The 24,095-nt window shown below is 56.7% G+C and carries 24 protein-coding genes; 10 read left to right on the top strand and 14 right to left on the bottom strand.

The window, feature by feature from the left end:
- Nucleotides 1-67: 67 nt before the first annotated feature.
- The 6 genes from selB to V6940_RS07800 form a co-directional block, all read right to left on the bottom strand.
- Nucleotides 68-1,918 (bottom strand): selenocysteine-specific translation elongation factor, encoded by a 1,851-nt coding sequence (gene selB / locus V6940_RS07825; protein ID WP_333495461.1) that lies wholly within the window; start codon nt 1,916-1,918, stop codon nt 68-70.
- Complete coding sequence (gene selA / locus V6940_RS07820) at nt 1,915-3,306, bottom strand: L-seryl-tRNA(Sec) selenium transferase (protein ID WP_333495460.1); 1,392 nt, start codon at nt 3,304-3,306, stop codon at nt 1,915-1,917. The genes selB and selA overlap by 4 nt, the downstream gene beginning before the upstream one ends.
- Before the next feature lie 99 nt (nt 3,307-3,405).
- Nucleotides 3,406-4,014: a glutathione S-transferase gene (locus tag V6940_RS07815; protein WP_333495621.1), complete on the bottom strand. Its 609-nt coding sequence runs from the start codon at nt 4,012-4,014 to the stop codon at nt 3,406-3,408.
- A 74-nt stretch (nt 4,015-4,088) separates the two neighbouring features.
- A complete protein-coding gene (locus tag V6940_RS07810; RefSeq protein WP_220440692.1) occupies nt 4,089-5,225 on the bottom strand; it encodes an HlyD family secretion protein in 1,137 nt (378 codons plus the stop codon).
- 2 nt (nt 5,226-5,227) lie between these two features.
- A complete protein-coding gene (locus V6940_RS07805; protein WP_220440693.1) occupies nt 5,228-5,593 on the bottom strand; it encodes a DUF3302 domain-containing protein in 366 nt (121 codons plus the stop codon).
- Between the two features lie 198 nt (nt 5,594-5,791).
- Nucleotides 5,792-6,004: a hypothetical protein gene (locus V6940_RS07800; RefSeq protein WP_333011011.1), complete on the bottom strand. Its 213-nt coding sequence runs from the start codon at nt 6,002-6,004 to the stop codon at nt 5,792-5,794.
- Between the two features lie 274 nt (nt 6,005-6,278).
- Between V6940_RS07800 and V6940_RS07795 the strand changes: the two genes are divergently transcribed.
- From V6940_RS07795 to trmL, 5 genes are all read left to right on the top strand, one after another.
- Complete coding sequence (locus V6940_RS07795) at nt 6,279-6,641, top strand: YibL family ribosome-associated protein (RefSeq protein WP_185667462.1); 363 nt, start codon at nt 6,279-6,281, stop codon at nt 6,639-6,641.
- Between the two features lie 283 nt (nt 6,642-6,924).
- Nucleotides 6,925-8,580 (top strand): L-lactate permease, encoded by a 1,656-nt coding sequence (gene lldP, locus V6940_RS07790; RefSeq protein ID WP_333011013.1) that lies wholly within the window; start codon nt 6,925-6,927, stop codon nt 8,578-8,580.
- Nucleotides 8,577-9,353, top strand: a complete 777-nt coding sequence (gene lldR, locus V6940_RS07785; RefSeq protein WP_333495459.1) for a transcriptional regulator LldR — start codon at nt 8,577-8,579, stop codon at nt 9,351-9,353. Before lldP ends, lldR begins: the two co-directional genes overlap by 4 nt.
- On the top strand, nt 9,350-10,534 hold the full coding sequence (gene lldD, locus V6940_RS07780) for an FMN-dependent L-lactate dehydrogenase LldD (RefSeq protein ID WP_333011016.1): 1,185 nt from the start codon (nt 9,350-9,352) through the stop codon (nt 10,532-10,534). Before lldR ends, lldD begins: the two co-directional genes overlap by 4 nt.
- 174 nt (nt 10,535-10,708) lie before the next feature.
- The gene (gene trmL, locus V6940_RS07775) at nt 10,709-11,182 is read left to right on the top strand and encodes a tRNA (uridine(34)/cytosine(34)/5-carboxymethylaminomethyluridine(34)-2'-O)-methyltransferase TrmL (protein WP_333495458.1); all 474 of its coding nucleotides are present in this window, start codon (nt 10,709-10,711) and stop codon (nt 11,180-11,182) included.
- Between the two features lie 79 nt (nt 11,183-11,261).
- Here the strand turns inward: trmL and cysE are convergent, their stop codons facing one another.
- The 5 genes from cysE to V6940_RS07750 all read right to left on the bottom strand — a co-directional run bounded on the left by cysE (nt 11,262) and on the right by V6940_RS07750 (nt 14,455).
- Nucleotides 11,262-12,083, bottom strand: a complete 822-nt coding sequence (cysE, locus tag V6940_RS07770; protein WP_185667467.1) for a serine O-acetyltransferase — start codon at nt 12,081-12,083, stop codon at nt 11,262-11,264.
- A gap of 79 nt (nt 12,084-12,162) precedes the next feature.
- Nucleotides 12,163-13,182: an NAD(P)H-dependent glycerol-3-phosphate dehydrogenase gene (gene gpsA / locus V6940_RS07765; protein ID WP_333495457.1), complete on the bottom strand. Its 1,020-nt coding sequence runs from the start codon at nt 13,180-13,182 to the stop codon at nt 12,163-12,165.
- Nucleotides 13,182-13,649 carry a protein-export chaperone SecB gene (secB, locus tag V6940_RS07760; protein WP_064541041.1) on the bottom strand — a complete coding sequence of 156 codons (468 nt, stop codon included), beginning with the start codon at nt 13,647-13,649 and terminating at the stop codon, nt 13,182-13,184. The genes gpsA and secB overlap by 1 nt, the downstream gene beginning before the upstream one ends.
- Before the next feature lie 84 nt (nt 13,650-13,733).
- Nucleotides 13,734-13,985 carry a glutaredoxin 3 gene (gene grxC / locus V6940_RS07755; protein ID WP_035894705.1) on the bottom strand — a complete coding sequence of 84 codons (252 nt, stop codon included), beginning with the start codon at nt 13,983-13,985 and terminating at the stop codon, nt 13,734-13,736.
- A 38-nt stretch (nt 13,986-14,023) separates the two neighbouring features.
- Nucleotides 14,024-14,455, bottom strand: a complete 432-nt coding sequence (locus V6940_RS07750; RefSeq protein ID WP_220440697.1) for a rhodanese-like domain-containing protein — start codon at nt 14,453-14,455, stop codon at nt 14,024-14,026.
- A 248-nt stretch (nt 14,456-14,703) separates the two neighbouring features.
- On the opposite strand from V6940_RS07750, the gene gpmM reads away from it, so the two are divergent.
- Genes gpmM through V6940_RS07735 form a run of 3 tightly spaced genes read left to right on the top strand, consistent with a single transcriptional unit; the run spans nt 14,704 to nt 18,462 of the window.
- A complete protein-coding gene (gpmM, locus tag V6940_RS07745) occupies nt 14,704-16,251 on the top strand; it encodes a 2,3-bisphosphoglycerate-independent phosphoglycerate mutase (protein ID WP_333495456.1) in 1,548 nt (515 codons plus the stop codon).
- A 9-nt stretch (nt 16,252-16,260) separates the two neighbouring features.
- Nucleotides 16,261-17,532: a murein hydrolase activator EnvC gene (envC, locus tag V6940_RS07740; RefSeq protein ID WP_333495455.1), complete on the top strand. Its 1,272-nt coding sequence runs from the start codon at nt 16,261-16,263 to the stop codon at nt 17,530-17,532.
- A gap of 3 nt (nt 17,533-17,535) precedes the next feature.
- The gene (locus V6940_RS07735) at nt 17,536-18,462 is read left to right on the top strand and encodes a divergent polysaccharide deacetylase family protein (RefSeq protein ID WP_333495454.1); all 927 of its coding nucleotides are present in this window, start codon (nt 17,536-17,538) and stop codon (nt 18,460-18,462) included.
- On the opposite strand, the gene V6940_RS07730 is transcribed toward V6940_RS07735, so the two are convergent.
- From V6940_RS07730 to kbl, 3 genes are all read right to left on the bottom strand, one after another.
- The gene (locus V6940_RS07730) at nt 18,463-19,500 is read right to left on the bottom strand and encodes a glycosyltransferase (protein ID WP_333495453.1); all 1,038 of its coding nucleotides are present in this window, start codon (nt 19,498-19,500) and stop codon (nt 18,463-18,465) included. It lies immediately after the preceding gene.
- A gap of 156 nt (nt 19,501-19,656) precedes the next feature.
- A complete protein-coding gene (gene tdh / locus V6940_RS07725; protein ID WP_333495452.1) occupies nt 19,657-20,682 on the bottom strand; it encodes an L-threonine 3-dehydrogenase in 1,026 nt (341 codons plus the stop codon).
- 9 nt (nt 20,683-20,691) lie between these two features.
- Complete coding sequence (gene kbl / locus V6940_RS07720; protein WP_333495451.1) at nt 20,692-21,888, bottom strand: glycine C-acetyltransferase; 1,197 nt, start codon at nt 21,886-21,888, stop codon at nt 20,692-20,694.
- 217 nt (nt 21,889-22,105) lie between these two features.
- Here kbl and rfaD point away from each other — a divergent pair, with 217 nt between their 5' ends.
- Complete coding sequence (gene rfaD / locus V6940_RS07715) at nt 22,106-23,038, top strand: ADP-glyceromanno-heptose 6-epimerase (protein WP_333495450.1); 933 nt, start codon at nt 22,106-22,108, stop codon at nt 23,036-23,038.
- Nucleotides 23,039-23,047: 9 nt separating this feature from the next.
- Entirely contained in the window at nt 23,048-24,094 is a 1,047-nt protein-coding gene (rfaF, locus tag V6940_RS07710) for an ADP-heptose--LPS heptosyltransferase RfaF (RefSeq protein ID WP_333495449.1), read from the top strand.
- The last annotated feature ends 1 nt before the right edge of the window (nt 24,095 follow it).

The raw sequence follows: 24,095 nt of genomic DNA, 5'->3' as shown, positions 1-24,095 counted from the left end.
TTATGGCGTGCTTTTTAGAGTTTTATATATCTATGTATTTTATTTGATATCTTTTCGCATTGATTTGTTAATTTTTATTATCCGGGAATAAAAGCGCATCGCGTAATAAATGGTCATTGCCACGGCGACGGGTAAAACCAATGCGGTTAAAATATTCCAGTATCTGAATTGCCAGCTTACGGCCGACGTTGAGCTTGTCGCGGAAATCCGCTGCGCAGGTCGAACCTTTTTCCTGATCGAGCTCGCGGATCATGCTCGCGAAGGTCACAATCCGGTCGTTGCGATAATAGCGGTCTTTGACAATCGCGGTGATCATCCCCTGCTGCGCCGCCAGGCGTAACACGCTGCGCATGGTGTTCTCATCGGTACCCGTTTGCGCCGCCAGGTCACGTACCCACCACGGCTCATCGCCAAACAACGGCGCGGCTTTCTGCCATACCGCCTGCTGTTCATCGGTAAAGCCCGCTTTATGGTCCGGCAGGTGCAGCCAGCCGTGGTGGCTGGCAATCACACCGCTTTCGCGCATTTGCTCGATAAGCGTCAGCACCAGCGCTTCGTCTTCCATCGGCAGCGCAATGCGGCGTAAGCGCTCGCGCCCCGGCCCCGGCTCATCTTTATGCTGCTCATGATAAAGCGCCAGCGCGTCCAGCAGTTTGCGCTGCCAGCGGGCCGCCAGCGGCGCATCCAGCAGGCTGTCGCCCGCGAGAATAAAGCCCGGCTGAGCAATCAGCTTCTCAAGGCCCTGGGTACTCAACTGACGCGCCCAGGCAAAATCACGCAAATTAACGGCATCGCGGGTGAGATGCACCGCCAGCGCCTGCGCATCTTCTTTAGCCAGCGCCAGCGCGGCAATCCACGCCAGATATTCAGGTTTACGCTTACCGCGACGCGGCGAATTAAGCGTCACCACGCGAGCCCCTGCCAGCGTCAGTTTTGCCGAGATATCGCGCAGCACCAGACGGTCGTTATCCGCCAACCACAGCGGTGTATCGAGCACCAATTCGGCCAGATTATCTTCCAGCAGCGACACGCGGCCGGTGATATGGCTCGCCGCGTGGTGGATATGCAGCGGCTGCCACTGGGTCAGCGGCACGTGGCTTTGAAGCTCGACAATCACTCGTTCAGACGGCGCGGGCGGTGCTTCGGTCAGCAGCCAGTCGCCGCGGTTAAGATCTTCTTTTTGCGCGGCACCGGCGATATTCAACGCAATGCGTTGGCCACCGTGGGCCTCTTCAACCGGCTGATTCTGCGCATGCAGGCCGCGCACGCGCATCGGCGTGTCCATACCGGTTAGCCACAGCGTGTCGCCCACGCGCACATCGCCCGACAGCGCCGTGCCGGTCACCACCAGCCCCGCGCCTTTAACGGTAAACGCGCGGTCAATCGCCAGACGAAAACGCTGGTTTTCTGGGTGTTCTCGGGCAGTCAGCTGGCGCAAATGGTCGCGCAGCTCATCAATACCGCGGTTTTCCGTCGCAGCGGTTTCAAAAAGCGTCGCCTGTTCAAAGCCGTATTCACGCAGAACATCGGCGATTTCAAGGCGAACTTCGTCAATACGTGCAGCATCAACACGGTCGACTTTGGTTAAGGCGACGGTCAACGTTGGGTTACCGGTCAACTGAAGAATTGCCAGATGCTCGCGCGTTTGTGCCATCACGCCGTCATCGCATGCCACCACCAGCAGGGCATGGTCAATGCCGCCAACGCCTGCCAGCATATTGGAGAGGAATTTTTCATGCCCGGGGACGTCGATAAAGCCCAGCACGCGTCCATCCGGCTGCGGCCAGTAGGCGTAACCGAGATCAATCGTCATACCGCGGGATTTCTCTTCCGGCAGGCGGTCGGCGTTAATGCCGGTGAGCGCCTGCAGCAGGGTGGTTTTGCCGTGGTCAACGTGACCGGCGGTGGCAATAATCATTTCAGCAACATCTCCAGGAATCGGGGTTCATCTTCAAGGCAGCGTAAATCGAGCCACAGACGCCCATCATAAATACGGCCAATGACCGGAACGGACAGGCTACGCCAGGCGCTGGAAAGTGCCTCCAGCCGGCTGCCTCTGCCATCCAGCGGCGTCAGCGCAATCGCGGTGCTCGGCAGGCTTTCAGACGGCAGCGAACCGCTACCAATTTGCGACGCGCACGGCATGACCTGCACCGCGAATTCATCGCCATAGCGCTGCTGTAGCGGCTCGCGCAGACGTAAAGCCTGCTGGTGAATCTCTTCGGCCGGGCGGCTTAGCAGACGCAGCGTCGGCAGCTCTGCCGCCAGCTTTTCCGGGTGTAAATAGAGTCGCAGCGTGGCTTCCAGCGCGGCGAGCGTCATTTTATCGGCGCGCAGCGCACGTTTAAGCGGGTGCTGCTGTAACTGGGCTATCAGCGCCTTTTTACCCACGATAATCCCGGCCTGCGGGCCGCCGAGCAGTTTGTCGCCGGAGAAGCTGACCAGGCTGACGCCTGCGGCAATCATCTCCTGCGGCATAGGTTCTTTCGGCAGGCCGTAGCGGCTGAGATCAACCAGCGAACCGCTGCCGAGATCTGCGACTACCGGCACACCAAGCTCGCGGCCAATTTCCGCCAGCTCCGCTTCTTCTACCGATTTGGTAAAACCTTCAATGCTGTAGTTGCTGGTATGCACCTTCATCAACAGCCCGGTGTTATCGTTGAAGGCCTGACGGTAATCTTTCGCGTGAGTGCGGTTGGTGGTGCCGACTTCATGCAGTACACAACCCGCCTGGCGCATCACGTCGGGAATGCGAAACGCCCCGCCAATCTCCACCAGCTCACCGCGTGAAACCACGACTTCTTTTCCCGCCGCCGTCGCCGCCAGCATCAGCAGCACCGCCGCGGCGTTGTTATTCACAATGCAGGCATCTTCCGCACCGGTTAAACGGCACAGCAGGTCGGCCAGCGCACGGTCACGGTGTCCTCGCCCTGCGCCGTCGAGATCGTACTCCAGCGTCACCGGGTCGCGCATCGCCTGGGTCACGGCGTCAATTGCCGCCTGCGCCTGCTGCGCGCGCCCGAGGTTGGTGTGCAGCACGGTACCCGTCAGGTTAATCACCGGGCGCAGCGCGCTTTGTGCATCGCGGTGCAAACGGCGCTGCGTCTCCTGCGCCCAATTTTCGCACCAGGCGGGAAGCGTCTGCTGCTCGCGAATGCAAAGGCGCGCCTCGTCCTGCATCAGGCGAAGCTGTTCCACCACCTGCGAGTGGCCGTGGGTATCGAGTAAACGGGCAAAAGCGGGATCGCGAAGCAGGCGATCGGTCGCAGGAAGCTGGCTGTAGAGCGAACGGGTATCGGTAGTCATGAATAGGCCTGACGGTTAAATGTTACCCCTCCCGACGGGAGAGGGAGTCATAAGGGAGGGATTGTACAATGTACAGCGGCTCCGCGTTATAGCGTTCAATCAAGCCTTTGGCGGTTCGGTGCGCGCAAAACTCTCTCGCAGGAAGAGCGTTTCGGCGAGCTTCACCAGATTCGGCCGATCCACGCACCAGCCCGGCGCAATGCGGCGGAAGTTCAGGTAGCCAATCGCACAGGCAATCGCGATGGTGGCCAGGTTGAGGGTGTCGGTTTTCAGCGTACCATCGGCCAGATAGCCTTCCAGCGCATCCAGGCTACGACGAATTTTCTCGCGCTGGCGCAGCACTTCTGCTTCCGACTGCTGTGCCGCCGGGCGCGCCTGTTCACGGACCGATGCCAGCCCCGCATCCATAATACCGTCGGCCAGCGACTCAAGCTGACGCACCCGGAGCGCTGCCTTCGGATCGCGCGGCACCATCTCCGGCGCAATGCCCAACAGCTCAATGTACTCGGCGATAATCGGAGAGTCGAACCAGCACTCGCCGTCATCCGTCACCAGCGCAGGCACTTTACCCAACGGGTTGTACTGCGCCACGCCGTTTTCGGCGTTGTAGGGCTGTTCGTTAACAAACTCAAAGGCGATCCCCTTTTCCAGTAAGAGGATCGATATTTTGCGTACAAATGGGCTGGTGTAGCTGCCGACCAGTTTCATCATCATCTCCTTTACGCCAACAAAGAGTTCAGTATGGCTCAGGCAGCTGCGTTCGCCCTCTGCTTTTTACCTGTCTAGTGATCCAGATAGAGATAATGCATCCAGCTGGTCATGCGCAGCAGGACTTTACGCATCACGGAGACGTGGGCGAAATGGTCAGAGTAAACGGCAACCTGCGCGTAAATACCGTCCGGCAGCGAATCCACCTCTTCATTAGGGTCTAAATCAATCAACGCCATTACACCGTCCGTCCCCGGCACTACCGTCAACGATTGCAGCGCCCCCTGCGCCTGATAAGAGCCGCCGGGCACCACCGGCAGTATGCTGGCAAGCTTGCCGTGGAACACCTGGCCGGGCAGCGCGTTAAACACCACTTCGGCATCATCACCCGCTTCCAGTCGCAGCAGTGAGTTCTGGCGGAACTGCGCCACTATCTGCCGTTTCTGCTCCGGGATAAACACCATCACCGGACGCAGCGGCAGCGCGGCGGCGTAGGTGCCAGGGCGGATCAGCACCTGCGTGGCGTAGCCGTCGCTCGGTGCGCGAACCACCGTCTGGTCAAGGTTATATTTGGCTTCCGCCAGCTGCGCGCGCAGGCTGACAATCTGCGACTGCTCGCCGTTGACCATGCTGTCCAGTTGACTCTTAATCTGTGACTGCTCGGCAACCGAGCCTTTGACCATCGCATCCTGGGCCAGATAGTTCTGCCGGGCATTGTCGATATCACTTTCGGAGAAAGGGTTCACCCGCGCCTGACTACCCTTGAGATAGCGCTGATAGTCTTTGTACAAGCGGTCGCGCTCCGCGGAAACCCGCGTGGTATTGGCCTGCGCTTCGGAAAGCTGGCCCTTCAGGGTATCAACGTTGTGCGTGGCGGTGACGAGGTCGGCCTGGAGGCGGTCGACCCGCGCCTGATAGCGGGTCGGGTCGAGTTTAAATAACACCTCGCCTTTTTTAATCAGCTGGTTATTTTTATCCGTCACTTCGCTGACTACGCCGGTGACCTGTGGCGTAATCGGAATGGAAATCACCGCTTTCTGCGCCGTAAAGGTATAAGGGTGGTTATAGTTCATTAATAAAATAAGTCCGCTAACTAAAAAGACACCGCCTAATGCCGCGGTTGCCAGCGTCCATTGATTCACCGGAATACGGAATATTTTAAATACCGCCCACGCGAGCGCGACGTAGGTCAAAACAATCAGCAGATCCATGTTTATTGCTCCGCAGTCGTGTCAGCCGAGGGGCGAATTTCCGCCAGCTTTTGCTCAAGCTCCGTCACCCTTTGGGTTAACCGGGCAAGCGTATCGTCAGCGGGTGGCTGAGGCTCTGGCGCAGGAATATGCGACTGCATGCCCCACCCCCGGTCGGGCTGGTAGAGCGTCGCCCAGATCCATAAAAACGGCCATATCACGTGCAGAGTAAACAGACTAACCCACCCGGCGGTATGAATCGCATCGGCATGGGGATGGTTGCGTTTTTTCGCGATATTATAGGGAATATCATGAATCATGATGATTCCGTAAAACAGCACCAGAAAGACGAAGATGAGCACACCCAACGCAAAATAGTTTAGAAACATACCTGCCTCAGATTCACGCTATTCGGGTTTTTGAGATGTCTGGCGGCCGAAGACACGACTGACCGATATTTTGAAAATAATGCTCAAACGCTATTTTCGCCATCACCCGGCGGGGTAATTTTTATTTCTGGAGAGAGGCAAGCATATCTCGGGTAATACCCAGTGCATTACCCGTTTGAGAAACCGCCCAAACCGACGCTATTTGTGCTGTGAATCTACCGGACGGTACAGGTTGCGATAGTAGTCCAGGCGCTCAAGGTACATCCCGGCTTTATCTTCCGGAATATCGTCCGGCACGCGATTGTTATGCGGCTTTTTGTGCAGGTACTCGACAAACGCCTGGCTGGAGGCCATAAAATCGACCGCTTTATCGATAATCTGCGGAATGTTTTCACCCATTTTATTGCTCATCGCACATCCTCCTCATCGATTAACCTTACTTTAAGAATGGATAACCAACGCCAACCCGGTTAAGGAAAATGTGCGGATTTTTGTCACTTATTTTCAAAAAAGCGATCGCGCTAACTCATTTCATAAATCATCTTATAATTCATATTGTTATTTAAATAATATGCTTATTATCACGCAAAGAAACTTCTCCATTTTGTATAATTAACTACCAGAAATGAGCGACAACGCGCATACTAGAGGCTATTACGTCTATTTGTTATCAGATACCGGCAACATGAAAGAAATCGAAAAAAACGAAATTAAACGCCTGAGCGACCTGCTTGATGCGATCCGCCACCAGCAGGCTGCGCTGTCCCTGGTGGAAGGCGCTGAGAAGTATGCCGAGCTTGAGGTTGAAAAAACCAAGCTTGAAACGGAAATCGCGCGTCTGCGTGAAGTTCGTACTCAGAAGCTTAGTAAAGAAGCACAGCAGTTGACCAAACTGCCGTTCAGCCGTGCGATTACCAAAAAAGAACAGGCCGACATGGGCAAGCTGAAAAAAAGCGTCCGTGGTCTGGTGGTTGTTCACCCAATGAGCGCGCTTGGCCGCGAAATGGGCCTGCAGGAGATGACCGGGTTCGCGAAAAGCGAGTTCTAAGTCATCTCTCCTGAACCTTCTCCCGCCGGGAGAAGGTTGTCTTTCCTCCCCCCCCAAATATCCCTCGAAATTGGCCCAACCAATTTAACAGCCAAATCGCTATTGGTTCACAATTCCATTATTTCTAATCACAAACACGTTGCTAGAACATAACATTTAGTTAACCATTCATTGGCATTACCCCTACATCACCACATTGGCAGGGCCACTTTTACACAAACCGTGACGCAGAACTGAGCATAGACTCACCGCAACCGGCGCGTGTGGCCCCCTGGAGACCTGCATGAGCCTCTGGCAACAAAACTACGATCCGGCCGGGAATATCTGGCTGTCCAGTCTGATCGCATCACTTCCGATCCTGTTCTTCTTCTTCGCGCTGATTAAGCTCAAGCTGAAAGGCTATGTTGCGGCAAGCTGGACGGTATTTATCGCGCTGGCCGTGGCGCTGTTGTTCTACAAGATGCCGGTTGACCGCGCGCTGGCGTCGGTGGTTTACGGCTTCTTCTACGGCCTGTGGCCGATTGCCTGGATTATTATCGCCGCCGTCTTCGTCTATAAAATCTCGGTGAAGACCGGGCAGTTCGACATTATTCGTTCGTCGATCCTCTCAATTACCCCGGACCAGCGTCTGCAAATGCTGATTGTTGGCTTCTCCTTCGGTGCATTCCTCGAAGGGGCGGCAGGCTTTGGCGCACCGGTGGCGATTACCGCCGCGCTGCTGGTTGGCCTTGGGTTTAACCCGCTGTATGCCGCAGGCCTGTGCCTTATCGTCAACACCGCGCCGGTAGCGTTCGGTGCGATGGGGATCCCGATTCTGGTTGCCGGCCAGGTGACCGGGCTCGATAGCTTCCACATTGGCCAGATGGTTGGTCGCCAGCTGCCGTTCCTGACCATTATCGTGCTGTTCTGGATCATGGCGATTATGGACGGCTGGCGCGGCGTCAAAGAGACCTGGCCTGCCGTGATGGTTGCGGGTGGTTCGTTTGCTATCGCTCAGTACCTCAGCTCCAACTTCCTCGGGCCGGAACTGCCAGACATCATCTCTTCACTGGTTTCTCTGGTCTGTTTAACGCTGTTCCTCAAGCGCTGGCAGCCGGTACGTATTTTCCGCTTCGGCGATATGGGCGCTTCTCAGGTCGATATGAACCTGTCACGCACCCACTACACCGCAGGACAAGTGGTTCGCGCCTGGTCGCCGTTCCTGTTCCTGACCGCTACCGTCACCCTGTGGAGTATTCCACCGTTTAAAGCGCTGTTCGCGCCGGGTGGCGCATTGTATGACCTGGTGATTAACATTTCGGTGCCGTACCTCGACAAGCTGGTTGCTCGTATGCCTCCGGTGGTAAGTCAGGCCACGGCCTATGCGGCGGTCTATAAGTTCGACTGGCTGTCGGCAACCGGCACCGCGATTCTGTTTGCAGCCCTGCTCTCTATCGTCTGGCTGCGCATGAAGCCAAAGGACGCCATCAGCACCTTCGGCTCGACGCTGAAAGAGTTGGCGTTACCGATTTACTCTATCGGCATGGTGCTGGCATTCGCCTTTATCTCGAACTACTCCGGCCTGTCGTCAACGCTGGCACTGGCGCTGGCGCATACCGGCCATGCGTTCACCTTCTTCTCACCGTTCCTGGGTTGGCTCGGCGTGTTCCTGACCGGTTCAGACACCTCCTCCAACGCCCTGTTCGCCGCGCTTCAGGCGACCGCCGCGCAGCAGATTGGCGTGTCGGATGTGCTGCTGGTTGCCGCCAACACCACCGGTGGTGTGACCGGGAAGATGATTTCACCGCAGTCCATCGCCATTGCCTGTGCGGCGGTTGGCCTGGTAGGTAAAGAGTCTGACCTGTTCCGCTTTACCGTGAAACACAGCCTGATCTTCACCTGCATGGTGGGCGTGATAACGACGCTACAGGCTTACGTCTTAACCTGGATGATTCCGTGATAATACTGCCCAAACGTCTGTCAGACGATGTCGCCTGCCGCGTGCGGGCATTGATTGAAGAACAGCAGTTGGAGGCGGGCATGCGATTGCCCGCCGAAAGAAAGCTGGCAGCCCAGCTTGGTGTCTCGCGCAACTCTCTGCGCGAAGCGCTGGCGAAGCTGGTGAGTGAAGGGTTGCTGCTCAGCCGTCGCGGCGGCGGCACCTTCGTGCGCTGGCAGCATGAGGGCTGGTCTGAACAGAATATTGTGCAGCCGCTGAAAACCCTGCTGGCCGATGACCCGGACTACAGCTTCGATATCCTCGAAGCTCGCCATGCCATCGAAGCCAGCACCGCATGGTACGCCGCGATGCGCGCGACCGATGCCGACAAAGAGAAAATCCGCCTCTGCTTTGAAGCCACCCAGAGCGACGATCCGGACCTCGCCTCGCAGGCCGACGTGCGTTTCCATCTGGCCATCGCCGAGGCATCTCACAACGTGGTGCTGCTGCAAACCATGCGCGGCTTTTTTGACCTGCTGCAATCATCGGTGATTCAGAGTCGTGAACGCATGTATCTGGTGCCACCGGTCTTTGCGAAGCTCACCGAGCAGCATCTGGCCGTGCTGAATGCCATTACCGCTGGCGATGCCGAAAGCGCTCGTCAGGCGATGATGGCGCACCTCGGCTTTGTTCACACCACCATTAAACGTTTTGATGAAGACCTGGCCCGCCAGGCGCGGAGCACCCGCCTGCCCGACGACCACACTGAACTTTCCAGGGAGAAAAAAGCATGATTATTTCCGCCGCGAGCGATTATCGCGCTGCCGCCCAGCGCATCCTGCCACCGTTCTTGTTCCACTATATTGACGGTGGCGCGTATGCGGAACACACCCTGCGGCGCAACGTGGAAGATCTGTCAGATGTGGCGCTGCGCCAGCGCATCCTAAGAAATATGTCCGACCTGAGCCTCGAGACCACGCTGTTCAAAGAGCAGCTTTCTATGCCAGTCGCCCTGGCACCGGTTGGTCTGTGCGGTATGTACGCCCGCCGCGGTGAGGTGCAGGCTGCCGCAGCCGCTGATGCCAAAGGTATTCCGTTTACGCTTTCCACCGTTTCGGTCTGCCCGATTGAGGAAGTTGCACCAACCATCAAGCGCCCGATGTGGTTCCAGCTGTACGTGCTGCGCGATCGCGGCTTTATGCGCAACGCGCTGGAGCGCGCCAAAGCGGCGGGCTGCTCAACGCTGGTCTTTACCGTTGATATGCCAACCCCGGGCGCGCGCTACCGCGATGCGCACTCTGGCATGAGTGGCCCGAATGCCGCCATGCGCCGTTACTGGCAGGCCGCCACCCATCCACAGTGGGCGTGGGACGTGGGCCTGAACGGTCGCCCGCACGACCTGGGCAATATCTCCACCTACCTCGGCAAGCCAACCGGGCTGGAGGATTATATCGGCTGGCTGGCGAATAACTTCGATCCGTCTATTTCGTGGAAAGACCTGGAGTGGATCCGCGAATTCTGGGACGGCCCGATGGTGATCAAAGGGATCCTCGATCCGGAAGATGCCCGCGACGCGGTACGCTTCGGCGCCGACGGGATCGTCGTCTCCAACCACGGCGGTCGCCAGCTCGACGGCGTGCTCTCCTCCGCCCGCGCGCTGCCGGCGATTGCCGATGCGGTGAAAGGTGATATTACGATCCTGGCCGACAGCGGTATCCGCAACGGTCTGGACGTAGTGCGCATGATTGCGCTGGGCGCAGACAGCGTACTGTTAGGCCGCGCGTATCTGTATGCACTGGCGACGCACGGCCAGGCGGGTGTGGCTAACCTGCTGAATCTGGTTGAAAAAGAGATGAAGGTCGCGATGACGCTGACCGGGGCGAAATCAATTAAAGAGATTAGTCGTGATTCGCTGGTGCAGAGTGGAGAAGTGGCGCAGGCGTTCGGGGCGATTAAGCAGGGTAGCGCGGCGTAGGTTCGTGCGGTTTTTCCCCCTCGCCCTAACCCTCTCCCCGTAGGGGCGAGGGGACGGTTCAGTATCATTTGCTCGCCCGCAGACCTGCTTTGCTCCCTCTCCCTTTCAGGGAGAGGGCCGGGGTGAGGGTTTCCCCAAATTCTGCTATCCTGCCCCGCAATCCAAGGGGGCAGCATGCTTAACATCGTTTTATTCGAACCTGAAATCCCACCTAATACCGGGAACATCATCCGTCTGTGCGCCAACACGGGCTTTCGTCTGCATATCATCGAACCGATGGGCTTTGCCTGGGATGACAAGCGTCTGCGCCGTGCCGGGTTGGACTACCACGAGTTCACCGCCGTCACGCGCTATGCCAATTACGCCGCCTTTGTTGAGAGCGAAAACCCGCAGCGTCTGTTTGCCCTGACCACCAAAGGTACGCCCGCACACAGTGCGGTGAGCTATCAGGACGGCGACTATCTGATGTTTGGTCCGGAAACGCGCGGGCTACCGGCGACCATCCTGGACGCGCTGCCGCCGGAGCAAAAAATCCGTATACCAATGATGCCGGACAGCCGCAGCATGAACCTGTCGAATGCGGTGTCGGTGGTGGTGTATGAGGCGTGGCGCCAGCTGGGGTATCCGGGCGCGGTATTGCGCAGTTGATATTTGCCGGATGGCGGCTACGCCTTATCCGGCCTACGGTTTGGTAGGCCCGGTAAGCGCAGCGCCACCGGGCAAGGAATCAAATTCCGTCGCCGTACTCAAATCCGTGGTTGATGCCGTTGAAGTGCTGGTCCATATCCATCGCCGGTTTATCCGACTCCGGCTTGCCGACGATACGCGCCGGGACGCCCGCAGCGGTGGTGTGTGGTGGCACCGGCTGAAGCACCACCGAACCTGCGCCAATCTTCGCACCGCGACCTACTTCAATATTGCCGAGGATTTTCGCCCCGGCCCCAATCATCACGCCTTCGCGGATTTTCGGGTGACGGTCGCCGCTGGTTTTACCGGTACCGCCAAGGGTCACGGACTGCAGGATAGAGACGTCGTTTTCAATAACGGCGGTTTCACCCACCACAATACCGGTCGCGTGGTCGAGCATGATGCCGCGGCCAATCTTCGCCGCCGGGTGGATATCCACCTGGAACGACACCGATACCTGGTTTTGCAGGAAAATGGCCAGCGCACGTCGCCCCTGCGCCCACAGCCAATGGCCGATACGGTAAGCCTGTAAGGCGTGGAAGCCTTTCAGATACAGCAGCGGCGTAGAATATTTGTCGACTGCCGGGTCACGGGTGCGCACGGCCTGAATATCACAGGCGGCGGCGGCAATCATTTCCGGGTCTGCGGCGTAGGCTTCTTCCACCACTTCGCGAATAGCGATGGCGGGCATAATTGGCGAAGCCAGCTTGTTGGCGAGCATGTAGCTTAAGGCGCTGCCGAGGTTTTCGTGCTTGAGTAACGTCGCGTGATAGAAACTGGCGAGCATAGGCTCACAGTCCGCCAGAGCCCTGGCTTCCGCTTTAATATTGTTCCAGACAATTTCCAGTTCTTCACACGACATTGCTTACTCCAGACATATTGGAACGATCGGCAAGTCTGCGCTTGCCGGATCGTCGGGATGACAAAGGTTTCCTGCGTTTTTAGCTGCCGCTATGCTCATCCTTGCGTGCACGACCTAGTAAGGTCAATGCTGCCTCGCGCGCGTTTTTTCCGCAATATAATACCTGATAAATTTCCTCGGTTATTGGCATTTCGACACCTACCCGGTGCGCCAACTCGCGGACTTCTTTGGTATTACGGTAACCTTCGACCACCTGGCCAATACTGTCCTGCGCTTCCTGAACCTGCGCGCCTTTCCCCAGCGCCATGCCGAAACGACGGTTGCGCGACTGGTTGTCAGTACAGGTCAGCACTAAATCGCCGAGCCCAGCCATACCCATAAAGGTCACCGGATCAGCGCCCAGCGCCACGCCGAGGCGCGACATTTCGGTCAGCCCACGGGTAATCAGCGCCGTACGTGCATTCGCGCCAAAGCCGATACCGTCGGAGATGCCTGCGCCAATCGCAATCACGTTTTTCACCGCACCGCCCAACTGGACGCCGATGAAATCCGGGTTGCTGTAGACGCGGAAGCTCTTGCCGCAGTGCAGTAACTGCTGCAAATCGTCGGCAAAGACCGGGTCCGTCGCCGCCAGCGAAATCGCCGTTGGCAAACCTGCTGCCAGCTCTTTGGCAAAGGTTGGGCCGGAAATCACCGCCAGTGGAATCTCGTCGCCCAGCGCTTCACGCGCCACGTCCTGCAGCAGGCGGCCGGTTTCAGCCTCCAGACCTTTCGTCGCCCATAGCAGGCGCGCATCGGGACGCAGTAGTGGTTTCATCTGGCGCAATACGTCGCCAAACACGTGGCTTGGCACCACCACCAGAATATCGCGGCTGGCAGCCAGCGCGGTCGCTAAGTCGCTTTCCAGGTGGAGGGTATCAGGGAACGGAACGTCGGGAAGGAATGCCGCATTGCAGCGATCGTGCTGTAAGGTCGCGACATGTTTGGGATCGTGGCCCCAGAGTACAACCTGGTGGCCGTTCCTTGCCACGGTGATGGCAAGAGCGGTGCCGTACGAGCCGGCACCGATCACAGTCATTGAAGCATTAAGTGCGTTCATCAGGCATCCTGATGTTGTTCTGCACCTTCGCCAGCCTGCTGTTGCAGATAGTTCATGAACAGCGCATCAAAGTTAACCGGCGCAAGGTTCAGCTGTGGGAAAGTCCCACGGGAAACCAGGCTGGTGATGCATTCACGCGCATACGGGAACAGGATGTTCGGGCAGTATGCACCCAGGCAATGAGCCATCTGAGTCCCTTCAATACCTTCGATGGAGAAGATACCCGCCTGCTGAGTTTCGCACAGGAACGCAGTTTCTTCGCCAAGGGTCGCCGTTACGGTGACACGCAGCACCACTTCATACACGCCTTCAGCCAGTTGGTTGGAAGCCGTATCAAGATCAAGTTTAACCTCTGGCTGCCAATCTTTCTGGAAAACGTGTGGTGCATTTGGTGCTTCGAAAGAAACATCTTTGGTGTAGATGCGCTGAATCTGGAAAGCCATTTCTGCGTTGTTTTGTTCTGACATGTGTAAAAACCCTTTCGTGTTGTCCTTAAAAAAAGCGGTATGCCTCACGCCCGACCAGGTCAGGCGTGAACGCTTCGCAAAGCGTTAGCGCAGCAGGGGATCGAGTCCACCACGCGCATCAAGCGCGTACAAGTCATCACAGCCGCCAATGTGCTGTGCATCAATAAAAATCTGCGGAACCGTCGTGCGGCCGCTGCGCTGAATCATCTCTTCGCGCTTTTCGGCGTTGCCGTCGATTGGCAGTTCTTCGAAGGTGACGCCTTTTTCAGCCAGCAGCGCTTTTGCACGATGGCAATAAGGACATGTCGCTTTGGTGTAGATCTCAATCTTAGCCATGACAGCTCTCCTGACTTTACCCGATAAATGAGCCGGTATTATTTGCCGCGAACCAGAGGCAGGTTTTCACCGCTCCAGCCAGCGATACCTTCTTTCAGTACGAAGACTTTTTCAAAGCCGGCTTTCAGCAGCGCGCTAGCAGATTCAGTCGCCTGCATACCGGAACCGTCGGTCACGATAACCGGCTTGTCTTTGTGTTTATCCAGCTCGCCAACGTTGTTGGCTTTGATTTCAGCCGGCAGCAGGTTCACAGAACCCGCGATGTGGCCTTTACGGAAATCGTCGCGCTGACGCAGATCAACGACCACCGCGTCTTCTTTGTTAATCAGACGGGTCGCTTCACCACGGTTGATGACCTTAACTTTAGACATCAGCCCTTTAAAGGTGGTGACCAGTACGGCCGCCAGCAGCGCGATCCACGCGATGCTCAGGACAGGGTGACGACCAACAAATTGCATAATCTCTTGCATGGGGGGTAACAGCTCCCGACGTGTAATGTTTAAAAACCAGGGATGGAGTATACCTGCGGCGTGGCGCAAATACAGCCAGGGCGCGCGATGTAATGCGTTTTCTGCGGAGTGCTACGGAAAAAACGGAGGAATTGTGCGTTTTTCAACGCGCATCTCCCCGCTTTCTTTGATCTCTCGTTGTTATTTTATCGATTCAGCTGTAGTAAAATTACGCAAATTTTCTGTCTTTAGAGCATGAGGTTGTCGCAATGTCGGTTACTAAAAAACCTATGGTACTGGTGATTCTGGATGGCTACGGCTACCGCGAAGAGCATCAGGATAACGCTATTTACAGCGCAAAAACGCCGGTTATGGACGCGCTGTGGGCAAAACGTCCGCATACCCTGATCCACGCTTCTGGCCTGGAAGTCGGTCTGCCAGACGGTCAGATGGGTAACTCTGAAGTCGGTCACGTGAACCTGGGCGCAGGCCGCATCGTGTATCAGGACCTGACCCGCCTTGACGTTGAAATCAAAGAGCGCACTTTCTTCGCGAACCCGGTGCTGTCCGGTGCGGTAGACAAAGCGGTTGCTGCGGGTAAAGCGGTACACATCATGGGCCTGCTGTCCGCCGGTGGCGTACACAGCCATGAAGACCACATTATGGCGATGGTAGAACTGGCCGCTGAACGTGGCGCAGAAAAAATCTACCTGCACGCCTTCCTCGACGGTCGCGACACCCCGCCGCGCAGCGCAAACGGCTCCCTGCAGAAGTTTGAAGAGAAATTTGCCGCGCTGGGCAAAGGCCGCGTTGCCTCCATCATCGGCCGTTACTATGCAATGGACCGTGATAACCGTTGGGATCGCGTTGAGCAAGCTTACAACCTGCTGGTTGAAGCCAAAGGCGAATTCCAGGCTGACACCGCGGTTGCCGCGCTGGAAGCAGCCTACGCGCGCGATGAAAACGACGAATTCGTGAAAGCGACCGTTATCCGTGCAGCCGGCCAGGCCGATGCCGCAATGGAAGATGGTGATGCGCTGATCTTCATGAACTTCCGTGCTGACCGTGCGCGCGAAATCACCCGTGCATTCGTTAACGCCGATTTCGACGGCTTCAAGCGCCACAAAGAAGTGAAGCTGGGCGACTTCATCATGCTGACCGAATACGCAGCAGATATCAAAGCGCCATGTGCTTACCCACCTGCCTCCCTGGAAAATACCTTCGGTGAGTGGATGGCGAAGCATGAGAAAACTCAGCTGCGTATCTCCGAAACCGAGAAATACGCTCACGTCACCTTCTTCTTCAACGGCGGCGTAGAAGACCCGTTCAAAGGCGAAGATCGCATCCTGATCAACTCCCCGAAAGTGGCAACCTACGACCTGCAGCCGGAAATGAGCTCCGCTGAGCTGACCGAGAAGCTGGTTGCGGCTATCGAAAGCGGTAAGTACGACACCATCATCTGTAACTACCCGAACGGCGATATGGTTGGCCATACCGGCGTGATGGAAGCTGCGGTGAAAGCGGTTGAAGCGCTGGATCACTGCCTGGATGAAGTCACTCGCGCCGTTGAGAAAGTGGGCGGCCAGCTGCTGGTTACCGCTGACCACGGTAACGCTGAGCAGATGCGTGACCCGGCTACCGGCCAGGCGCACACCGCACACACCAGCCTGCCAGTTCCGCTGATTTACGTGGGTGATAAATCCGTGAAAGCGGTGGAAGGCGGTAAGCTCTCCGATATCGCGCCAACCATGCTGACGCTGATGGGGATGGAAATCCCGCAACAGATGACTGGTAAGCCGCTGTTCATCGTGGAATAATCCTTCCCCATGAGGGGAAAGGCGATTTATTCCATTAAATGGGCCGAGGCGACGCTTCGGTCCACGTTCTACGCCAGCGCACTCAGCGCTGGCGTATTGCTGTGCGCCGCGCCCGCCCATGCGGACGACCGCTCACAGCTCCAGTCTATTCAGGCCGATATCGCCGCTAAAGAGCGCGCGGTTCGCCAACAGCAACAGCAGCGCTCTACGCTTCTCGCCCAACTGCAAGCGCAGGAACAGGCCATTGCCGCCGCCGCGCGTCAGCTACGCGAAACGCAAAACTCGCTGGCTCAGCTCAACACGCAAATCGCCAATATGAATGCCTCCATCGCTAAGCTGGAAAAGCAGCGTGCGGCGCAGGAGCGTAATCTGGCCGCGCAGCTTGATGCCGCGTTCCGCCAGGGCGAGCACACGGGTATTCAGCTTATTCTGAGCGGTGAAGAGAGCCAGCGTGGGCAGCGCCTGCAGGCCTATTTTGGCTACCTGAACCAGGCGCGCCAGGAGACTATCGCTGAGCTTAAGCAGACGCGCGAAGAAGTCGCCGCGCAGAAAACCGAGCTGGAAGAGAAACAGAGCGAACAGCAAACGCTGCTGTACGAGCAGAAGGCCCAGCAGGCCAAACTCGAAGCCGCGCGTAATGAACGCCAGAAAACCCTTTCCGGGCTCGAATCCTCCATCCAGGCAGGTCAACAGCAGCTTGGTGAAATGCGCGCGAACGAATCCCGTCTACGTAGCAGCATTGCCCGCGCGGAAGCCGCCGCCAAAGCCCGCGCCGAACGCGAAGCGCGTGAAGCCGAGGCCGTGCGCGACCGCCAGCAGGAAGCCACCCGTAAAGGCACCACCTACAAGCCTTCCGAAAGTGAACGCTCGCTGATGGCCCGTACCGGTGGCCTGGGTGCGCCACGTGGTCAGGCTTATTGGCCGGTTCGTGGGACCACGCTGCACCGTTATGGCGAACAGCTGCAAGGTGAGCTACGTTGGAAGGGGATGGTTATCAGCGCATCGGAAGGCACCGAAGTGAAAGCCATCGCCGATGGGCGCGTCATTCTTGCCGACTGGCTCCAGGGCTACGGTCTTGTGGTCGTGGTCGAGCACGGTAAGGGTGATATGAGCCTGTACGGTTATAACCAAAGCGCGCTGGTCAGCGTAGGCACCCAGGTGCGCGCCGGTCAGCCTATCGCTCTGGTGGGCAACAGTGGTGGTCAAGGCAGACCGTCACTCTATTTCGAAATTCGCCGTCAGGGTCAGGCGGTCAATCCACTGCCGTGGTTGGGAAGATAAGTTTTGCTTCAATTTCGCAGGGTAGTTCTGCTCAGTGCGCTGGCATTAGCTGCACCGAGTTACGCCGGTAAATTATCAATCGTTATCGATGACTTTGGTTATCGTCCACAGACGGAAAATCAGGTACTGGCGATGCAATCCACCATTTCCGTCGCCGTGTTACCCAACGCTCCCCACGCGCGTGAAATGGCCACCAAAGCCCATAACAGCGGGCACGAGGTGCTGATTCACCTGCCGATGGCGCCGCTCAGCAAGCAGCCGCTGGAGAAAGACACGCTTCGCCCGGATATGAGCAGCGATGAGATCGAACGGATTATTCGTGAAGCCGTGGATAAGGTACCGTATGCCGTTGGGCTGAATAACCATATGGGCAGTGCGATGACCTCCAGCCTGTTCGGGATGCAAAAGGTGATGCAAGCACTTAGCCGCTATAACCTCTATTTCCTTGATAGCATGACCATCGGCAACAGCCAGGCCATGCGCGCCGCCAATGGTACCGGCGTGAGGGTGATTAAACGTCGGGTCTTCCTGGACGATACGCAGAATGAAGCGGATATCCGCGTACAGTTTAATCGGGCCATCGATTTAGCGCGCCGTAACGGTTCGGCTATCGCCATTGGCCACCCGCACCCGACCACCGTCCGCGTACTACAGCAGATGGTCTACAACCTGCCAGCGGATATCACCCTGGTGCGCCCGAGCAGCCTGCTCAACGAGCCGCAGGTGGATACCTCAAGGCCTAACAACAGCCTGCCGCCTCAAAGCCAACCCACCGCACCGCGCAATCCGTTCCGCGGCGTAACGCTCTGCAAGCCGAAAAAACCGCTGGAGCCTGTGTACGCCAGCCGTTTCTTCAACGTGTTGAGCGAGAGCATCACCCACAGCACGCTGGTGCAGTATATGCAGTTGCAGTGGCAGGGGTGGCAGTAGTTAGTCTTTCAGATCCAACGTTAAGTGGGCCAGACGACGCGGCGTGAGTGACTTATCACGCCACTTTCCAAAGCGGATAGCCCACAGCATCACCTGATACGCCAGCTTCACGCTGCAAATGTTGCTCACCATCCGTTTAAACATCCCCGAAGCATCCACTTCGCCAATCATCCGCTCGCGAATTTTCGGGTCCGGCTCTTTGCGGATGCAGTGACACACACGTAGCCCTTCGTAGATAACCTGCTGTTTAAACTCTGGATAAATAGGAATGAGCCCAGCGTAGTCGTGGTTCATCTTGTCGAGCAGGCGGATAATTTTGATGTAATGACGTTGGTAGGCCAGGTTCTTCAGGCCGGTACGCGGCAGACGGCTGACGGATGCGCCGTGCAGGAAATATTTGTATAGCGGCACTTCTGTGTAACGCGCGCGTTTGGCGTTAAACATAAATTCGGTTGTCCAGACGATATCCTGATGATGCAGCCCTGGCACAAACGTTAGGCCAGCATCTTTGATAGTCTGATGGCGGTAGATTCCCATCCACACCACATGGCGCCAGCGACGGCTCGCGAGCCCTTTACGCAGCCAATCCGGCCCGGTCATGACCTCGGTCGAGCGAATGCGGTCGGTGGGAATCGATGCCCAGGTTTTTCCCGTTTCAGCAATACACCAGTCAGCGTTGCACTGCGCCACGTCCAGATTGTCCTTGAGCGCCATATTCATCAGCGTTTCGTACATTTCCGGATAGGCAATGTCATCACCGTCAACGTAGGCAATGTACTCACCCTTTGCGACTTTCATCCCGGTATTTCGCGCCGCAGAAACGCCGCCATTACGCTGATGCAGCAGGTGAACGTGCGGATAGCGATCCGCATAGGATTGGGCAAGTTCTGCCGAGTTATCCGTCGAACCATCGTTAACGATGATGATCTCGATATTCTTCCAGGTTTGCGCGATCAGCGAATCCATACAGGCGATAAACGGCTCGCCGGTATTGTAAAGCGGCATAATGACGCTCAGGAGACCAGGGGTGTAGGTCATATAAAATCCTGCCAGACAGTGTAATTAACGGCAATATTTAACATATTAGGCGGCAAAAGGTCAGAGAAAGTTGTTGCGGCCTATGATGCGTTGGGGAAAAAAATCCCCGGGTATTTAACGCTAATAAATACCCGGGGACAACTTTCGTGAGGGCGATTAATCCCAGCTCAGAATAACTTTGCCTGACTGCCCTGAACGCATGGCGTCAAAGCCTTTCTGGAAATCATCAATGCCGAAACGGTGGGTAATGATCGGAGACAGGTCCAGACCAGACTGGAGCAGCGCCGCCATTTTGTACCAGGTTTCAAACATTTCACGACCGTAGATACCTTTAATAAACAGCCCCTTAAAGATAACTTTAGTCCAGTCGATAGACATATCTGACGGTGGAATACCCAGCATAGCGATACGCCCGCCGTGGTTCATAGTATCAAGCATGGTGCGGAACGCTGGCGGCGCGCCGGACATCTCCAGGCCCACATCGAAGCCTTCGGTCATGCCCAGCTCAGCCATCACGTCGGTGAGGTTTTCTTTCGAGACGTTGACCGCACGGGTAACGCCCATTTTGCGCGCCAGCTCCAGACGGTATTCGTTAACGTCAGTGATAACCACGTTACGCGCGCCAACGTGCTTCGCCACGGCCGCCGCCATCACGCCGATTGGGCCTGCACCGGAAACCAGCACATCTTCGCCTACCAGGTCGAAAGAGAGCGCCGTGTGTACCGCATTACCGAACGGGTCGAAGATAGACGCCAGATCGTCAGAGATATTGTCCGGAATTTTGAAGGCGTTAAACGCCGGGATCACCAGATACTCTGCGAAGCAGCCCGGGCGGTTCACGCCCACGCCGATGGTGTTACGGCACAGGTGCGTACGACCGGCACGGCAGTTGCGGCAGTGACCGCAGGTGATATGGCCTTCACCGGAGACGCGATCGCCGACCTTAAAGCCACGAACTTCCTGACCAATACCCACCACTTCGCCAACGTACTCGTGACCAACAACCATCGGAACCGGGATGGTCTTCTGTGACCATTCGTCCCAGTTGTAGATATGCACATCGGTACCGCAGATAGCGGTTTTGCGAATTTTAATCAGCAGGTCGTTATGACCGAGTTCCGGTTCAGGAACATCGGTCATCCAGATCCCTTCTTCCGCTTTCAGTTTGGATAACGCTTTCATCTCACACCCTTAGGCAATGACGCCCAGTTGTTTACCGATGCGGGTAAAGGCTTCCACCGCACGTTCAATTTGTTCCGTCGTATGCGCCGCCGACATCTGGGTGCGGATACGCGCCTGACCTTTTGGTACGACCGGGAAGAAGAAGCCGGTCACGTAAATCCCTTCTTTTTGCAGCTCACGGGCGAAGTTCTGCGCAATCACGGCATCGCCCAGCATGACAGGGATAATGGCATGATCGGCACCCGCCAGGGTGAAACCTGCGGCCGTCATTTTTTCGCGGAACAGACGCGCGTTAGCCCACAGACGATCGCGCAGTTCAGCGCCAGACTCGACCATCTCTAGTACTTTGATAGAGGCGGCGACAATGGCTGGCGCCAGAGAGTTAGAGAACAGATACGGACGAGAACGCTGACGCAGCCACTCCACCACCTCTTTGCGCGCAGCGGTATAGCCACCGGACGCGCCGCCGAGCGCTTTGCCCAGCGTACCGGTGATGATGTCTACTCGGCCCATCACATCGCAATATTCATGGGAACCACGACCGTTTTCGCCAACAAAACCGACGGCGTGGGAATCATCGACCATCACCAGCGCATCGTATTTGTCCGCCAGGTCGCACACGCCTTTCAGGTTGGCAATTACGCCGTCCATGGAGAACACGCCGTCGGTGGCAATCAGCACGTGACGCGCACCAGCAGAACGCGCCTCTTTCAGACGCTCTTCCAGTTCAGCCATATCGTTATTGGCATAACGGAAGCGTTTCGCTTTGCACAGGCGCACACCGTCGATAATAGAAGCATGGTTCAGCGCATCGGAGATAATGGCGTCTTCAGCGCCCAGCAGCGTCTCAAACAGGCCACCGTTGGCGTCGAAGCAGGAGGAGTACAGAATCGCATCTTCCATACCGAGGAAGCTGGCCAGCTTTTGTTCCAGCACCTTGTGACTGTCCTGGGTGCCGCAGATGAAACGCACGGAGGCCATACCAAACCCGTGGCTGTCCATGCCCGCTTTCGCGGCATTAATCAGCTCGGGATGGTTCGCCAGGCCAAGGTAGTTGTTGGCGCAAAAGTTGATAACGTGGCTGCCGTCGCCCACGGTGATATCCGCCTGCTGAGCGGAGGTGATGATACGTTCTTCTTTAAACAACCCTTCCGCACGAGCAGTGTCCAGGTCGTTCGTTAACTGTTTGTAGAAATCACCACGCATTGCAACTCTCCAGATCCGGTAAAATTTGGCACATATTACCCAAAGCTATACGCTGATACGAGATGATGCATCTCTGAATGAATTATTTGCAGCATAAATCACGTGGCCTGATGTTCACGGCACGGCGAAAGGCTGAAGGCTTAGCAATGTGATGATATGATAAAGGGTATTCGTGCCCGGGATTGTCCAGGGCCTATTCATTTCAAAGGTTACAGTTATGATTATCGTTACCGGCGGCGCTGGCTTCATTGGCAGCAACATCGTGAAAGCGCTCAATGACAAAGGCATCACCGACATTCTGGTGGTGGATAACCTGAAAGATGGCACCAAGTTTGTGAACCTGGTCGATCTGGACATCACCGACTACATGGATAAAGAAGATTTTCTGATCCAGGTAATGGCCGGTGAAGAGTTCGGTGAAATCGAAGCGGTCTTCCACGAAGGCGCCTGCTCCTCCACCACCGAGTGGGACGGTAAGTACGTGATGGATAACAACTATCAGTACTCCAAGGAGCTGCTGCACTACTGCCTGGAGCGTGAAATTCCGTTCCTGTACGCCTCTTCAGCTGCCACCTACGGCGGCCGCACTAGCGATTTCATCGAGTCCCGCGAGTTTGAAAAACCGCTGAACGTCTACGGCTACTCTAAGTTCCTGTTCGACGAATACGTACGTCGCATCATGCCAGAAGTGGACTCCCCTATCGTTGGCTTCCGCTACTTCAACGTCTATGGCCCACGTGAAGGCCACAAAGGCAGCATGGCGAGTGTGGCGTTCCACCTGAACACCCAGTTGAACAATGGCGAAAGCCCGAAACTGTTCGAAGGCAGCGATGGCTTCAAGCGTGACTTCGTCTACGTTGGTGACGTTGCCGCAGTGAACCTTTGGTTCTGGGAAAACGGCAAATCCGGCATCTTTAACCTCGGTACCGGTCGTGCAGAATCCTTCCAGGCTGTGGCTGACGCGACCCTGGCGTACCACAAGAAAGGCAGCATCGAATACATCCCATTCCCGGACAAACTGAAAGGCCGCTACCAGGCGTTCACTCAGGCCGATCTGACCAACCTGCGCGCTGCAGGTTACGATAAGCCATTCAAGACCGTCGCCGAAGGCGTAGCGGAATATATGGCCTGGCTGAACCGCGACGCGTAAGAAGTAAGCATGAAAATACTGGTGGTCGGCCCGTCATGGGTGGGCGACATGATGATGTCGCAAAGTCTCTATCGCACGCTCAAGGCGCGCTATCCCCAGGCGATAATCGACGTGATGGCACCCGCGTGGTGCCGTCCGCTGTTATCGCGGATGCCGGAAGTCAATGACGCGATTGCCATGCCGCTTGGGCACGGCGCGCTGGAAATTGGCGAACGGCGCAAGCTCGGTCATAGCCTGCGTGAAAAGCGTTACGACCGCGCGTACGTCCTGCCTAACTCGTTTAAATCAGCGCTGGTGCCGTTCTTTGCGGGTATTCCACTGCGCACCGGCTGGCGCGGAGAAATGCGTTACGGCCTGCTAAACGACGCGCGCGTGCTGGACAAAGGCGCCTGGCCGCTGATGGTCGAGCGCTACGTCGCGCTAGCTTATGACAAAGGCGTGATGCGCTGCGCCAAAGATCTGCCGCAGCCGCTGCTGTGGCCGCAGTTGCAGGTCAACGAGGGTGAGAAATCCCTGGTCTGTAATGCGTTTTCTCTCTCAAACGATCGCCCGATGATCGGCTTTTGCCCTGGCGCTGAGTTTGGCCCGGCAAAACGCTGGCCGCACTATCACTATGCGACGCTGGCAAAACAGCTCATTGATGAAGGCAATCAGATTGTTCTTTTCGGCTCAGCAAAAGATAACGAAGCCGGCAATGAGATCATCGCGTCACTGAGTGACGAACAAAAAGTCTGGTGCCGTAATCTGGCCGGGGAAACCCAGCTGGAGCAGGCCGTCATTCTGATTGCCGCCTGCAAGGCTGTCGTCACCAATGACTCTGGTCTGATGCACGTTGCCGCCGCGCTTAATCGCCCGCTGGTCGCACTCTATGGCCCAAGCAGCCCGGACTTTACGCCGCCGCTCTCTAATAAGGCGCGTGTGATTCGTCTTATCACGGGTTATCACAAGGTGCGTAAAGGCGACGCCGCTCAAGGTTATCACCAGAGCCTTATCGATATTACTCCGGCCAGGGTGCTGGAAGAGCTGAATGCTCTGCTGTCGAGCGAGGAAGCCTGAC

It is taken from the genome of Kluyvera sp. CHPC 1.251 (assembly GCF_036759945.1).
Taxonomy (GTDB): domain Bacteria; phylum Pseudomonadota; class Gammaproteobacteria; order Enterobacterales; family Enterobacteriaceae; genus Kluyvera; species Kluyvera sichuanensis.
The sequence above is the reverse complement of the archived record's forward strand: the minus strand, read 5'-3'. Positions and strand labels throughout refer to the sequence as shown.

Excerpts from the sequence above, each read along its gene's own strand:
- selB (WP_333495461.1), bottom strand. The coding sequence starts at position 1,918 with ATGATTATTGCCACCGCCGGTCACGTTGACCACGGCAAAACCACCCTG.
- selA (WP_333495460.1), bottom strand. The coding sequence starts at position 3,306 with ATGACTACCGATACCCGTTCGCTCTACAGCCAGCTTCCTGCGACCGAT.
- V6940_RS07815 (WP_333495621.1), bottom strand. The coding sequence starts at position 4,014 with ATGAAACTGGTCGGCAGCTACACCAGCCCATTTGTACGCAAAATATCG.
- V6940_RS07810 (WP_220440692.1), bottom strand. The coding sequence starts at position 5,225 with ATGGATCTGCTGATTGTTTTGACCTACGTCGCGCTCGCGTGGGCGGTA.
- V6940_RS07805 (WP_220440693.1), bottom strand. The coding sequence starts at position 5,593 with ATGTTTCTAAACTATTTTGCGTTGGGTGTGCTCATCTTCGTCTTTCTG.
- V6940_RS07800 (WP_333011011.1), bottom strand. The coding sequence starts at position 6,004 with ATGAGCAATAAAATGGGTGAAAACATTCCGCAGATTATCGATAAAGCG.
- V6940_RS07795 (WP_185667462.1), top strand. The coding sequence starts at position 6,279 with ATGAAAGAAATCGAAAAAAACGAAATTAAACGCCTGAGCGACCTGCTT.
- lldP (WP_333011013.1), top strand. The coding sequence starts at position 6,925 with ATGAGCCTCTGGCAACAAAACTACGATCCGGCCGGGAATATCTGGCTG.
- lldD (WP_333011016.1), top strand. The coding sequence starts at position 9,350 with ATGATTATTTCCGCCGCGAGCGATTATCGCGCTGCCGCCCAGCGCATC.
- trmL (WP_333495458.1), top strand. The coding sequence starts at position 10,709 with ATGCTTAACATCGTTTTATTCGAACCTGAAATCCCACCTAATACCGGG.
- cysE (WP_185667467.1), bottom strand. The coding sequence starts at position 12,083 with ATGTCGTGTGAAGAACTGGAAATTGTCTGGAACAATATTAAAGCGGAA.
- gpsA (WP_333495457.1), bottom strand. The coding sequence starts at position 13,182 with ATGAACGCACTTAATGCTTCAATGACTGTGATCGGTGCCGGCTCGTAC.
- secB (WP_064541041.1), bottom strand. The coding sequence starts at position 13,649 with ATGTCAGAACAAAACAACGCAGAAATGGCTTTCCAGATTCAGCGCATC.
- grxC (WP_035894705.1), bottom strand. The coding sequence starts at position 13,985 with ATGGCTAAGATTGAGATCTACACCAAAGCGACATGTCCTTATTGCCAT.
- V6940_RS07750 (WP_220440697.1), bottom strand. The coding sequence starts at position 14,455 with ATGCAAGAGATTATGCAATTTGTTGGTCGTCACCCTGTCCTGAGCATC.
- gpmM (WP_333495456.1), top strand. The coding sequence starts at position 14,704 with ATGTCGGTTACTAAAAAACCTATGGTACTGGTGATTCTGGATGGCTAC.
- envC (WP_333495455.1), top strand. The coding sequence starts at position 16,261 with ATGAGGGGAAAGGCGATTTATTCCATTAAATGGGCCGAGGCGACGCTT.
- V6940_RS07730 (WP_333495453.1), bottom strand. The coding sequence starts at position 19,500 with ATGACCTACACCCCTGGTCTCCTGAGCGTCATTATGCCGCTTTACAAT.
- tdh (WP_333495452.1), bottom strand. The coding sequence starts at position 20,682 with ATGAAAGCGTTATCCAAACTGAAAGCGGAAGAAGGGATCTGGATGACC.
- kbl (WP_333495451.1), bottom strand. The coding sequence starts at position 21,888 with ATGCGTGGTGATTTCTACAAACAGTTAACGAACGACCTGGACACTGCT.
- rfaD (WP_333495450.1), top strand. The coding sequence starts at position 22,106 with ATGATTATCGTTACCGGCGGCGCTGGCTTCATTGGCAGCAACATCGTG.
- rfaF (WP_333495449.1), top strand. The coding sequence starts at position 23,048 with ATGAAAATACTGGTGGTCGGCCCGTCATGGGTGGGCGACATGATGATG.